Origin of the sequence: Paenibacillus sp. B-A-8 (assembly GCF_048572915.1) — a bacterium.
Taxonomy (GTDB): Bacteria; Bacillota; Bacilli; order Paenibacillales; family Paenibacillaceae; genus Paenibacillus_AQ.
Map to the genome: position 1 here is coordinate 5,468,857 of NZ_CP183882.1, position 13,167 is coordinate 5,482,023.

General features: G+C 45.1%; 16 protein-coding genes and 1 other annotated feature. All 16 genes read right to left on the reverse strand.

Features of this window, described 5'->3' with window-relative positions:
- Positions 1-5 precede the first annotated feature (5 nt).
- Positions 6-752 (reverse strand): hypothetical protein, encoded by a 747-nt coding sequence (locus ACN6MV_RS24695; protein ID WP_042130557.1) that lies wholly within the window; start codon positions 750-752, stop codon positions 6-8.
- An 11-nt stretch (positions 753-763) separates the two neighbouring features.
- Positions 764-2,083 carry an SPFH domain-containing protein gene (locus tag ACN6MV_RS24700; protein WP_076120420.1) on the reverse strand — a complete coding sequence of 440 codons (1,320 nt, stop codon included), beginning with the start codon at positions 2,081-2,083 and terminating at the stop codon, positions 764-766.
- A gap of 212 nt (positions 2,084-2,295) precedes the next feature.
- Positions 2,296-3,606, reverse strand: a complete 1,311-nt coding sequence (obgE, locus tag ACN6MV_RS24705) for a GTPase ObgE (protein ID WP_042130561.1) — start codon at positions 3,604-3,606, stop codon at positions 2,296-2,298.
- A gap of 15 nt (positions 3,607-3,621) precedes the next feature.
- Entirely contained in the window at positions 3,622-4,362 is a 741-nt protein-coding gene (locus ACN6MV_RS24710; protein WP_042130563.1) for a Spo0B domain-containing protein, read from the reverse strand.
- Positions 4,363-4,641: 279 nt separating this feature from the next.
- On the reverse strand, positions 4,642-4,953 hold the full coding sequence (rpmA, locus tag ACN6MV_RS24715) for a 50S ribosomal protein L27 (RefSeq protein WP_042130564.1): 312 nt from the start codon (positions 4,951-4,953) through the stop codon (positions 4,642-4,644).
- 17 nt (positions 4,954-4,970) lie between these two features.
- Entirely contained in the window at positions 4,971-5,306 is a 336-nt protein-coding gene (locus tag ACN6MV_RS24720) for a ribosomal-processing cysteine protease Prp (protein WP_076120423.1), read from the reverse strand.
- Between the two features lie 12 nt (positions 5,307-5,318).
- A complete protein-coding gene (gene rplU, locus ACN6MV_RS24725; protein WP_042130566.1) occupies positions 5,319-5,630 on the reverse strand; it encodes a 50S ribosomal protein L21 in 312 nt (103 codons plus the stop codon).
- Between the two features lie 14 nt (positions 5,631-5,644).
- Positions 5,645-5,730, reverse strand: a sequence feature (ribosomal protein L21 leader region).
- Complete coding sequence (locus ACN6MV_RS24730) at positions 5,663-5,812, reverse strand: hypothetical protein (RefSeq protein ID WP_156114857.1); 150 nt, start codon at positions 5,810-5,812, stop codon at positions 5,663-5,665. Its footprint overlaps the feature before it by 68 nt.
- Positions 5,793-7,034, reverse strand: coding sequence for an Rne/Rng family ribonuclease (locus ACN6MV_RS24735; protein WP_419886810.1), 1,242 nt, complete (start codon positions 7,032-7,034; stop codon positions 5,793-5,795). The genes ACN6MV_RS24730 and ACN6MV_RS24735 overlap by 20 nt, the downstream gene beginning before the upstream one ends.
- Before the next feature lie 59 nt (positions 7,035-7,093).
- The gene (locus ACN6MV_RS24740) at positions 7,094-7,936 is read right to left on the reverse strand and encodes a M50 family metallopeptidase (RefSeq protein ID WP_042130570.1); all 843 of its coding nucleotides are present in this window, start codon (positions 7,934-7,936) and stop codon (positions 7,094-7,096) included.
- Positions 7,929-8,792, reverse strand: a complete 864-nt coding sequence (locus tag ACN6MV_RS24745) for a peptidoglycan DD-metalloendopeptidase family protein (protein WP_419885059.1) — start codon at positions 8,790-8,792, stop codon at positions 7,929-7,931. Before ACN6MV_RS24745 ends, ACN6MV_RS24740 begins: the two co-directional genes overlap by 8 nt.
- 300 nt (positions 8,793-9,092) lie before the next feature.
- Positions 9,093-9,887 carry a septum site-determining protein MinD gene (gene minD / locus ACN6MV_RS24750; RefSeq protein WP_042130573.1) on the reverse strand — a complete coding sequence of 265 codons (795 nt, stop codon included), beginning with the start codon at positions 9,885-9,887 and terminating at the stop codon, positions 9,093-9,095.
- Positions 9,888-9,892: 5 nt separating this feature from the next.
- Positions 9,893-10,552, reverse strand: a complete 660-nt coding sequence (gene minC, locus ACN6MV_RS24755) for a septum site-determining protein MinC (protein WP_042130575.1) — start codon at positions 10,550-10,552, stop codon at positions 9,893-9,895.
- 79 nt (positions 10,553-10,631) lie between these two features.
- Positions 10,632-11,162, reverse strand: coding sequence for a rod shape-determining protein MreD (mreD, locus tag ACN6MV_RS24760; protein WP_081389959.1), 531 nt, complete (start codon positions 11,160-11,162; stop codon positions 10,632-10,634).
- Positions 11,162-12,040, reverse strand: a complete 879-nt coding sequence (gene mreC / locus ACN6MV_RS24765) for a rod shape-determining protein MreC (RefSeq protein WP_042130577.1) — start codon at positions 12,038-12,040, stop codon at positions 11,162-11,164. Before mreC ends, mreD begins: the two co-directional genes overlap by 1 nt.
- Positions 12,041-12,102: 62 nt before the next feature.
- Positions 12,103-13,137 carry a rod shape-determining protein gene (locus tag ACN6MV_RS24770; RefSeq protein WP_042130579.1) on the reverse strand — a complete coding sequence of 345 codons (1,035 nt, stop codon included), beginning with the start codon at positions 13,135-13,137 and terminating at the stop codon, positions 12,103-12,105.
- Positions 13,138-13,167 lie beyond the last annotated feature (30 nt).

Here is a 13,167-nt window from a genome sequence, read left to right on the forward strand (position 1 = left end):
TCCTCCTATTTAAGTGCCGCTAATTCCCGATTTCGCCGCTCTAGAGTAGCTTTAATACTGTCGGCCATTTCGTTGATTTCAGCTTGCCAGTTCTCATGTGGCTCATTTGTCATGAGCAGCAGCTTCACATGATCATGCAACAGGGAGATCTGCTGATGCATGATATCCTCAGTAGCATATAAAGATGAATCTGAAACAGGATCGCTGAACTTAAATTGATCTTGCAACTTATTGAGCATCTTCACAAGCGTTTCAGATTCGGGATCCTTCCAGCTGCTTGCCAGCGCTCTGATCTCGTTTATTTCACTCTGATGCTGCCGAAATGCTTGTAAGGATCTCCGCAGTTGCTGTTCTTCTGTTCCTGCATTCCATCCATAGATCCCGATCACAGCCAGTGTGATTCCACCAATCAAAAGAATCAGCAGTTGCACGGCAGCATACCACAAAGGAGACATCTCCAGCAGCCAATCAAAAACAATAGCTGATACGAATACGACAGCCGCATAGATTCCCGTGATGAATGCACCACTGAGAAGAACGGGTGAGGTTCTCTGAACACTACCTGCACTACGGAGCCAAAAAATACAATAGCCATACACCACACTCTCCGCCAGCAGAACAGCAACTAGCGAAGTCACGAATCGAAACAGGGATTCAGAGAAGCCTAATCCTATAAAGGAGAACACCGTTAGTATTATAGCAGCAACATAAATAATGGTGATGATACGAATATAGCTTTTACCCTTGTTCATTACGTCCTCCTTCAGCCTGCCTTAGTTCCACACTCAGCACAGAATTTCTGTCCAGGCTTCAGCTCATGCCCACAGCCTCCGCATTTAATAACCAAGCTGTCTCCACAATGAGGACAGAATTTTACCCCTGGCGATACCATTTCTCCACATTTGCCACAGGCCTTAGGCATTTCTTTTCCACAAGAGACACAGGAAGAAGCACCCTCAGGATTATCCGCTCCACAGGTTGGACAAGCTCGATAAGGATTACCACAGCCAGGACAGAACTTGGCTCCAGGTTTCAGTTCATGTCCACACTCCAAACAATTGATCTTATTTCCGGACGGCGTACTTTGCTGAATGCTCTCCAGAGCATGCCCACAGCCGCTGCAGAACCTTCCCTCTACAGGATTCATAACCCCACACTTCGAACAGGAGCGTTCTTGACGTACAACTGTTGTCCCTGAATCAAAACTCATCCCTCGGGTCATACGGTTTACCATATCCATAGCCGGACCAGCGAATCCCATTCCAAGCCCAAGTCCCATCCCAGTGTTCATCATACCTACACCAAGATTGCCAGGATTGCCGGCTGCTTTCTCCATCGTGTTAAAGCCCCGCTCTTGCTGGTAATTGAAACCGATAATATCCATTTCTGCTTTTTTAGCTAAAGCTTCCTTTAATCGAATCGTTGCCGGATCATCATCAGGAATATTGATCGAATCAATATAGAAGTTATTCAGCTCAAGACCATTATCCAGAAAAGTCGATGCTAACCGCCCCTGGATATGCTTTGAGATCTCTGCAACATAAGCATTAATCTCCAGAATACTGATTTGCTTATGTACAAGGTAGGATGAGATCAGTTCATTTATATTCGACATAAGCAAGCCCCGGAAATAATTAACCAGCGTATCGTGATCAAACTGAGGAAGCGTTCCAACGAGCTGCAATAAAAATTTACGCGGATTATCGACCTTTACACCAAACTGTCCGAAGGAACGAACAGAAATCATAATTTTATATTTAGGATCTTGGAGTTGTAAAGGTGCGCTTGTTCCCCATTTAACATTCATCGAGTTAGTCTTGTTCACATACCATACTTCTGCTGTAAATGGTGACTTCCCGCCGAAAGGGAGATTAACGATATTAGATAAAATTGGTATATTGGCGGTGCTTAGGGTATGTCTTCCTGCCGAAAAGGAATCAAGCGCCTGTCCTCCTTTAAACAGGATCGCTTCCTGAGATTCATTAACGATTAGCTGAGTCCATGTTCCTAGCTCTTGGTTAGGATATTTCCATGCGAAAATCCCTGGAGGACCGTCGTACTTCACCACTTCTATAATTGCCATCTGCTATTCCTTCTTTCATCATCTATGATATACGAATAACGTATGTGTTCCCGGTTGGGAATAAGTGTATTTCGATATTTATTGTATACGATATATATCGTGTTTTGGGTTCTTTTCTTGAAAAAAAAATGCTCTGTACGGAAATAAAAAAAACGCCACTTGTGTCTTCCTTTACAGGAGAACACAAGTCGCGCTTTGTAATCAGCTAAATATTAATAGTAACTACTACTCTCTACGAACTCGAATTCGAACTCACCAATACGGACAATAGTCCCCTCTACAGCTCCACGTTTACGAAGCTCTGCATCTACACCCATATGCCGCAAAGTCCGGGCGAGCTTTAGAATCGCATCATGTGTGCTAAGCTGCATACGTTTCAACATTTTCTCGATACGAGGGCTGTTGACCACATATGTTTCATTATCACGTGTAATCGTGAATGAGTTATCATCTTCCGCTTCTAGCTTATAAACCTTACGTTCAGTTGTACCTGATACGTCTTCAACTACCGGTGCCACCGGAATACTATCAAGAATATCCGTTGCACGATATAACAGTTCCTGAACACCCTGACGAGTAAGCGAGGAGATTGGCATAATCTCAAGATCCGGACGCACCTCAGCTACGCGTTCTCGGAAAGCGATGAGATTCTCCTCTGACGCTGGCATATCCATTTTATTTGCAGCCACGATCTGAGGACGATCAATTAGAGCCGCATTATATTGCTTCAGCTCGTCATTAATGAGAACCCAATCCTCGAAGGGATCACGCCCCTCTGAACCAGACATATCCACTACGTGAATAATGATCCGTGTACGTTCAACGTGACGTAGGAATTCATGACCAAGCCCTATGCCTTCACTAGCTCCCTCAATTAACCCTGGCAGATCCGCCATTACAAAGCTTCGTCCATCCCCAACATCTACTACTCCTAAGTTCGGTGTAATCGTAGTGAAATGGTATGCACCAATCTTTGGTTGAGCTGCGGATACGACCGACAGTAGCGTAGATTTGCCTACACTCGGGAAGCCTACAAGTCCCACATCAGCCATAACCTTAAGTTCCATAACAATATACCGCTCTTGACCCTCTTCGCCGTTCTCTGCTAGCTCTGGAGCCTTATTAGCTGCTGTGGCAAAACGAGAATTCCCACGACCCCCACGACCCCCACGGGCAACAACAACTTGCTGACCATGACGAGTCAAATCGGCGATGATCTCTTGTGTATCATCGTCAATTAATATGGTTCCAGGTGGAATCCGCACGATCATATGATCAGCGTTCGCCCCATGCTGACTTCTGTTACGTCCTTTAATCCCTTTGTCCGCTTTAAAATGGCGCTGATAACGGAAATCCATCAGCGTACGCAAGCCCTCATCTACGCGGAAGATAACGTCGCCACCACGGCCACCGTCACCACCTGCTGGACCACCATCCGGTACATACTTTTCCCGACGAAACGCAACGATACCATCCCCGCCGTCTCCGCCCTTAACATAAATCTTAGCTTTATCTACGAACATTAATGTTCACCTTCCTCACATTTCAAGCGGCAACCGCAGTTCTACATAAGCCTTACTAGGCTTAAACTGCTCCGCTTTCATGATTTTTCCTTGTACTATATTATAAATTTGCCCTTTGAGCTGCTCGGGATTGCCATGCTCTCCCTCACCTTCGAAGGAGATAAGAATGTCTCCTCCATCCTGAATAAAGCCAAGACGCAGCTTGCGCGTTTCTCCCTGGGGAGCCAGTCCGTTATATTGATAAGCCCGTACGGTCTGCATAATCACTGAAGTCAGCTCATCTCCTGCTTCCCGGTTTAGCTTGTCCTCCAGCTGCAATCCTTCCTCCACTTGAACTTCCAGTTCCAGACTAGTCCGGTAAGTTCGGAAAGATTGGATAAAAAAGACCAATGAAGGAATGCCCAGCTTAGCGATACGACTATCAAGCGCTATGCGTTCCTTTATTCTTTCCACACACTCCACGGATTTATCAGGTTTTCCAAGCTGAATATATCCATAAAGAATCTGCAAATCGTTCATCCAATCATGACGATGATGATTCAGTGTCCGAATCGCCGCCTGTTGCAGAGTGTTCTCTTGTATGCGCAGTTCCCGTTCCCAATGACGCTGATTCCAAATGAAACTAAAGGCAACTATTACCGCTACCCAAATTCCAAGCAACAGACACGTCAAAAGGGAGGTATGCCAATACACGAGTCCTAAAGGAAGCATTACGGATAACATGACTGCCCAGATTGCACTTTTCCAGGATTTCATTCTTTCTCCCCGTCCCTCAGTTCGCAAAATTCATGACTTTGTTTAGAATATTACCTCATCAATTACCATTTCCTAGTATAACACAGCAGTTCCCTGTAGTTCACCAGAGATAACCATGAGTATTTTACATATGTTTAAGGATGTTCATGCTTTCTTAAAACTCTGAAGGTATGTTTCTAAAGTGCTCAAAGAGGTTTCACAAACGATTCTGAATATTCTACAAAAAAGCCTCCGGCACTCATGCCGGAGGCTTCTACATGCAAATATGGTTCCGTAAGCTTACGCTTCCAGTGCCGCTGCTACCGGAGCGACATCAACTGGGTATACGCTCACTTTTTTGCGATCGCGGCCCCAACGTTCGAACTTCACTACGCCATCCACCAATGCGAACAACGTATCATCTTTACCGATGCCTACGTTAGTGCCTGGGTGAATTTTTGTTCCGCGTTGACGAACCAAGATGTTACCGCCGGTTACTGCTTGACCGTCAGCACGTTTCACGCCAAGACGTTTGGAATGGGAATCCCGTCCGTTTTTTGTGGAACCTACACCTTTTTTCGATGCGAACAATTGAAGATTCAATTTCAACATGTTGTCAACCTCCTTCTTTAAATATTTACTTGCTCTATTTGAAGATACTTTCCGTATGATTCTGCGATATCATTTAGCATCACGACCATGGATTCAAGCAACAATTGCACCTTCGCGGAAGTATCGAAATCATCAATGGAACTTAATGTTCCATTTAGGAATCCGTTCTTCATGGATGTATCCATGGAGATTCCGGTCAATGTCTCAATCGAATTGACGGTTCCAACCGTTACGGCCGAAACTCCGGCACATACGATATCTTCGCCACGCTTTGCATAACCCGCGTGCCCTTTTACCTCAAAGCCAACGATAGTCCCTAGATCCGAAGATCGTGTAATCCGTACGTTAATCATTCACGCACCTTCTTACGCTTGAATCTTCTCGATAGTTACTTTCGTGTACGGTTGACGATGGCCTTGTTTCTTGTGGTAGTTCTTCTTAGGTTTGTATTTGTAAACTACAACCTTAGCGCCTTTACCATGTTTCTCGACTTTAGCTGTTACAGACGCGCCGCTTACGAGCGGAGTTCCTGCAGTCAGACCACCTTCGTTAGAAACAGCCAATACACGGTCAAAAGTTACACTTGCGCCGTCTTCAGCTTCCAACTTCTCAATGAACAAAACATCGCCCTCTTGGACTTTGTATTGTTTACCGCCAGTTTCGATAATTGCATACATTTTACTTGCACCTCCTCATGTCTCAGACTCGCCTAGTCTAGGTGGCAGATTCCCGTGGGAACTGCACTTATGTACCCGATCGGAGCGGTTACAGCATGTGCAGGACCGAATGAATCAAACACATACTTGAAGATATTATCATACTTATCGCCTATCGTCAACTCATTCCATCCATTCTCCAACTTTCCCAGTCCCTCCGCAGCACTGACAAAGGATAGGTGCGAAGCTGGCTGAATCATGTCTTGCCTTCTTCCGGGTCATCTCGAGGAGTCCAAGTCTTGTCCAACCGAGAATATGTGTTTTGGTTCGATCCTTGCAGATCACCTTCTCCAGCCGTTCAGTAACCATTTTACGGTGTATTTCTTCCTCCATGTCAATAAAATCGACAATAATGATTCCGCCCGTATCTCGCAAACGGATCAAACGACCAATTTCCTCAGCTGCAAGCATATTAGTATTCGTCACCGTCTCTTCAAGCGATGCTCCTCCAATGTATTGCGCAGTGTTAACGTCAATAACGGTGAGCGCCTCCGTTTCATCCCAGATCATTGTTGCTCCGCCCTCCAGTGTGATCTTGCGACTGAAGCTTTTGTGCAGCTGTTCCTGAATTCCATACGCTGTAAAAATGGACTCCGATCCATTATATAAACTTACAGGCTTGTACCCATCAGGTGCCATGTCATCCAGAAATGCCGTGGCTTCTTTAACTGCGGCAGGAGAATCTATAATCAACTGATCTCGCTGCGGATTAAATGCATCTCTAATGAAGCGCTGAACAATACTAAGATCACGATGCAACAGTGCCGGAGCTTCTGCAGTTTGCGCCCGACGTGTAATGTTATCCCATTGTGCACGTAAAAATGAAAGATCACCTTCCACCGCTTCATGCGGCTCGTCTTGAGAGACAGTCCGCATAATAAGCCCTTCTTCTTTCATGCGCAGACGTTCGCCGATTCCTTTGAGCCGGCTACGTTCTGCATCGCGACTTATTTTTTTGGATACCCCGACATAATCAGCAAAAGGCATATACACCATCCAGCGACCTGGCAATGTATAATGTGTGGTTACACGGGCCCCCTTACCGCCACTTGGCTCTTTTCTTACTTGTACAACAATATCCTGACCAGGCTGTAAAAGCGTCTCAATAGAAGGCTTCACATCCGGCTGTTTATCCAAATGAGGGTGCAATACATCATCAACATATAAAAAAGCATTCTTCTTCTGTCCGATGTCAACAAAAGCAGCCTGCATACCTGGAAGTACGTTAATCACACGGCCTTTGTAGTAACTTCCGACCAGCCCTTGCTGCTGATCGCGCTCAGCCGCGTACTCCACAAGCCTTCCGTTCTCCAGAAGAGCCATTCGGGTAATGTGCTGCGTGCAGTGAACGATCATCTGTTTCATGGCTTCACCTCTGGTTTCGTTCATTCATTGATTACTTGCTCATTCTCTGCATAAATACACTACATTCCGAAGTAAGTAGATATTAAGCGCTGTTCCGGCACAACAGCAACAACATTTCCTTTGCCGTTTAATACATAGATAAAATGATATTGATTACGTTTAAATAGACGCAATATAGCATCTAAAGGTTTCGCCGATAAGGCAACAATTGGACGAGCCACACTACCTGTCCGCAAATGATACTCGTAGACAGCCTCCCTATTCATCAAAAATGCAACGAATCGGTACGGTAAATTCCGATGATCCGTAAGATTTGAATACAGCAGAAAGGCACCGATCATGACCATATTCAGCCTGAGTCCTCCACCCGCTCCAAGGGGCAGTAGCGCATAAACAATCACAAGAACACTTGCAGCAACACTAATTCGTCCGCTCCACAGCAAAGTATAGTAATAAGGAAGGAAAAGACTCACTGTCGCTTGAAGTACTTTGCCTCCGTCAAGTGGGAGAACAGGCACTAGATTAAAGAGTGCAATAATTGCATTGGCATTTATGAAATAGGTTAAAAATTCCTGATTGCCGTAACCTGCCTGCTGAAGCCCAAGAGCCATAACAATCATGATTCCATTTTGCAGCGGACCGGCAAGTGCAATGCCAATCTCACGACTAGCTGTAAGCCGCCCATGATCTTCAATAACCGCAACGCCACCAAACGGAAGAAGCTGAACCGACTTGACGGTAACACCAACCAGAAGGGCAGCCACCACATGTCCTAATTCATGTATGAGGACGATCGTAAATAAAGTCAGCAGCTCCAGAAATTGTCCTGTGAGTACAGAGAACAACATGATGATTACGAACAATGGATGTAGTGACAAATCGATCCCTAAGATCCTAATCAAACGATACCACTTCTGTAGGATCAATATAAGTCTTGTCTTTCATCACGGCAAAAAACAGCGTTGGTGCTGAGGAGCCCTCTTTCTCCAGCATCCAGCCAAGTGAATCTCCGCTTTGAATCCAGTCATCTATCTCCAGCTTGGTGCCGCTTAAATGTCCGTATTCTGCTGTAATTCCTCCAGAATGCTGGACCGCAATTCGAATTCCTCCGTCCAATTCTTTGGATATGGAAAGAACGCGTCCCATGTCTATACTCTTCACCGTCACATTTAAGGTTGAATCGAGTTGAGGCATAATTTCAACACCTTTTAGCGTGGATGCAAAAGGCTCCACAATGCTCCCGGCTACCGGAGCGCTAAGCTCATGATGAGCCGCTGCCTTTTGAGCAGGTTCATCTTTATCCCCAAATATCGGTATGAACGCTGGTGCACCGTTAAAATTCTCCTCATACCAGACCCGCACTGCTGTGAAATCCATGTCATTGCTCAAGGCATCACTCACAAAAGCTTGAACTTTATAGGACCATGGCTGGTGAATTGTAAACACTCCCCACACCGCTCCAAACACTAGCACGCTGGCTACGACCCTTCGAATAAAGCCGAAAAAAAAATTAGAACCTCCACCACCAGGTTCCTCCCAGCCCCCACGTCTCTCTTTCCACATCACCTCTGGATCAGGCTCTATAGAGGGTTGCTCATTATTCCCCTTAAATCCCGCTCCCCATTCTCTGAAGCTCGTACTCTTTTCAGGCATAACGAATAACGGAGCTGCCTCCGCTGTTTCTATATCTGGGATTTCTTCCAACAAACTGCGAATACGCTCCTTGCGGCGGTTCTTGATATCTGATTTCAGATCCATATTTATCCCTCCGGACGGGCTTGTTTTACTTCCATTTTATGAAGCACGGAAGTCTCTTTAGAACAAGCCCGCCCAAGGCGGAGCACTTAAATCCCTGAAACGGTCAAATATTCTTATTTTCCCCAAAATAAATCCCACCCCTTAGATTTCTCAAGTGGTGGGACCGTTAATGCTTCTATAGTAAGATTGCTTGGCAAGCAAAAACGCATTCGGCGTCCTTATAAGGACGGTAAGCGTTTTAGCGAGAAATATAAGACATAAAGTATTGTGTGAAACTTATCTTTCTTATATTTTGCAAAATTAAGCCATACCGAAAAACTTCTTAAATTTCTTAAATGCGCCCGGCTTCCGATCAAGCTGCATCAATGGTACAGCATCGCCTAAAATTCGACGTGCAATATTGCGATAGGCAATAGCTGCTGACGAATCAGGATTCATAACTGTAGGCTCTCCACTATTTGCGGCTTTAATGACCAGTTCATCATCCGGAACAATTCCGATAAGGTCAATATTCAGCACCTGTAAAATATCCTCAATATCAAGCATATCCCCAGACTTTACAAGACCTGGACGAATACGATTTACCACCAATTTCGGGGATTCCACATGCGACTGTTCAAGCAGTCCGATAATCCGATCCGCATCCCGCACAGCAGCATGCTCTGGTGTGGTAACTACGATCGCTTTATCCGCACCGGCAATCGCATTACGGAAGCCATGCTCAATCCCTGCTGGACAATCAATCAGAATATATTCATATTCCTTCTTCAGTTCGAGAATGATATCTTTTACTTGTTCAGGAGTGACAGACGTTTTATCCTTTGTTTGTGCTGCGGGCAGCATATACAGCTCATCAAAGCGTTTGTCTTTAACGAGTGCTTGATTTAAACGACAACGTCCCTCCGCTACATCCACAAGATCATAAATAATGCGATTCTCAAGCCCCATAACTACATCCAGATTACGCAGTCCAATGTCGGTATCGACGAGACATACTTTTTTACCCTGCAGTGCAAGTGCGGTTCCAATATTGGCTGTTGTGGTTGTTTTGCCAACTCCGCCTTTGCCCGAGGTTACGACTATCGCTTCTCCCATGGAGGCTACACCCCTTTAAACACATTTAAATCCTGACGTACTTTGACTAAATTATGAATTTTATCGATTTGCATAGCTCCGTTCGTTAAATATGCAAATTCCATACTGCTTTCACGGGTTTCCCACTCATCGGGAGGACGACTGATAATATCAGCAATTCTCAGTTGTGTCGGAGACATTAATGAAGCAGCGATAATTGCCTCTTCATTGCCATCTACTCCAGCATGCGCCATACCTCTAAGTGATCCTAGAATATAGATATCGCCTGAACAGGTTATGGTCCCTCCTGGGTTCACATCTCCCAGATATAAAAGATTTCCATCATGGTGCAGCACCTGACCGGAACGAAGAATCCCGCTCATTAGAAACAACGCGTCATTATCCTCACTGCCGGGTACTGGTAGCGCCTCTATGGAACGAATCAGTAGGTTTCCCTGTCCCTTCAGAATCTCCAGCACAGCTTCCTTATCTTCCTCAGTTACGAGACGATTGCCTAGCTTAATGTCCACATGTACAATCGGTCCAGTTAAAATATTTTGATGGCTGTGCTCCAGCTTATAGCGAAGCTCACTCAGAAGATCTTCGAAGGGACATTTGTCGTCTAGCAGGAATATCAGGCCATCCTTGATGCCCTTAATCCTTACATGCTTGGATTTTACTGTCATATGCCTGGCCCCCTATCCTCATTCATTCGTGCCGGGCCTCTTAAATTCCTGCTTTATCAAGAAAGAAATTAGAAGCTCTTTATGCTGCTTCTTCCGTACTCTTCTCTTTCTTGATCAGCTCAAGCTGGCGTCGTAACGGTATGTAGAGGATCAGAGCAATAGCAAAATGAAAGAGCATCGTTGGCAGCATATGATTCAAAATCGCCCAGCTATAAGGCTCCTGATTGAGATTAAATACACTATAAATACCAAATAACACGCTATCCTCTAGCAAGCTTCCGAGCAGAATCACAGTCATCATAAGAGGCAATGGAGCACGCGGGATCTGAAACAGAAGGCCGATTAAGTAAGCCGACAGACCCATCGCAAAGGAATGTGCTCCTAGAATTCTGCCATAAAAAACGACATCATGTATCATTCCGAAGGATAGACCTAATATAAGGGCCGTATGACGATGATGGTATACAGCCACAAACAATAGTACAACGAACACTAGATTCGGAATAATTCGCATCTGCCAAGCATCTGGAATCAGCCAAGGCAGAATGGTTCCCTCCAGAATAAACAAGAGGAACAGTAACAGAACAAGAACAGATCTGCGCATATTCACTATTCAGCACGCTCCTCCGTAAACACAACGATCAGCTGCTTCCAGTCCTGGAATTCTGCTGAAGGCTTAATCACTGCTGTGGAAGTTAATCCAAATTCACCAACCTCAACACTTTCAACCGTACCGATGGTCAAGCCTCGCGGATACAATCCGCCAATACCGGAGGAAACTATAACATCCTTCGGTGCAATCGGATCGCCTGGCGGGATCTTGTTCATCAATAACCTATTTGTCTTAGGATCATAGCTTTCAATCATACCAAAGGTCTTGCCCTCTTTGGAAATAGCAGTTGCCGCAATTGGCGGCTGAGAATTAGGGTCATTCGTATCCATCATAGTCATCAGCTTCACAGTAGAAGTGAAATTGCTGACTTGACTAATAACCCCCACCAAACCATCAACAGAAATCACGGACATATTTGGTCTAACGCCATCTTTGGCGCCTAAATCGATTACAATCGTGCTATTGCTTGGTTCTGTAGTCTGACTAACCACCTGCGCAATATGATATTGATATTTATACAATTCCTCTTGAGCTTTTGTGAACTTCAACTGTTCCTTCAATTGCTCATTTTCTACCTGAATGAAATTGTATTGAGCTTTATCACGCGCATATTGGGCAGCAAGTATCTTCAGCTGCTCATTTTCCTTAGAAAGATCTTTCAGATTTCCGATATCTTCAAACAAGCCCGCTACATATCCAGCGGGCTTGTAGAACATTTTTTGCACGAAACCAGTCGTATCTCTAAGAAAATTCTCCGGCCAGGACAAGGAGCTCCTTGATGCCAAGCTGAAGCCCATCACCACAATGAACAGCACCAGTGTAATCAACAGAATAAACAAACGTTTATTGCTTAAGAGTTTAAACAGTTTCAACACCCTCTAACAACAGTATTTCTCCCATAACAGGGGTTGACTTACACAAGTGGCAATACATAGGCTTATCTCTTAGAGCGAAGACTGGAACTGCTGCGGCTCTTGAACAAATGGATATTTTCAAGCGCCTTTCCTGTTCCAATAGCTACACAATCCAGAGGGTTCTCAGCGACAATAACTGGCATTCCAGTCTCACGAGCAAGGAGCTTGTCCAAGTTACGAAGCAAGGCGCCTCCACCTGTCAAAACAATTCCGCGATCCATAATATCTGCCGCGAGCTCCGGTGGACATTTTTCCAAAGTTACTTTAACAGCTTCAATAATAGAATTCACAGTGTCGGACAAAGCTTCACAGATTTCATCGGAAGTGATTGTAAGCGTCTTTGGCAGACCTGTTACGAGATCGCGTCCGCGAATTTCCATAGTCTCAGCCTTCTCAAGCGGAAGAGCAGAACCCACATCCATTTTAAGCTGTTCCGAAGTACGCTCACCAATCATTAAATTGTATTGACGTTTGATATATTGAATGATCGACTCATCCGCTTCATCACCCGCAACACGTACGGAACGACTAGTAACAATACCGCCAAGTGAAATTACAGCAACTTCTGTTGTACCTCCACCGATATCAACAACCATACTTCCTGTTGGCTCCCATACCGGTAGATCTGCACCGATCGCAGCAGCAAAAGGTTCCTCGATAATGTAAGCTTCACGAGCACCAGCTTGTCTAGTAGCATCTTCTACGGCACGTTGCTCTACAGCAGTAATGCCGGAGGGTACGCAGACCATTACATTAGGGTGACGTTGGAACATGGAACGCTGTTTCTGTGCTTGACGGATAAAATATTTAATCATCGTAGCCGTTGTGTCGAAATCAGCGATAACGCCATCCTTCATCGGACGGATCGCACGAATGTTACCCGGTGTACGACCGATCATCTTTTTAGCGGATTCACCCACGGCTTCAATCGTCTTAGTGTCAGTGTTAATGGCTACAACGGAAGGCTCTCTTACAACGATCCCCTTACCGCGTACATAGACAAGCGTATTCGCTGTCCCCAAGTCAATTCCTAAATCTTTCGTAAAACTACCCAACATGCTAATTCTCCTTTTCCTAAGTAAATCTTC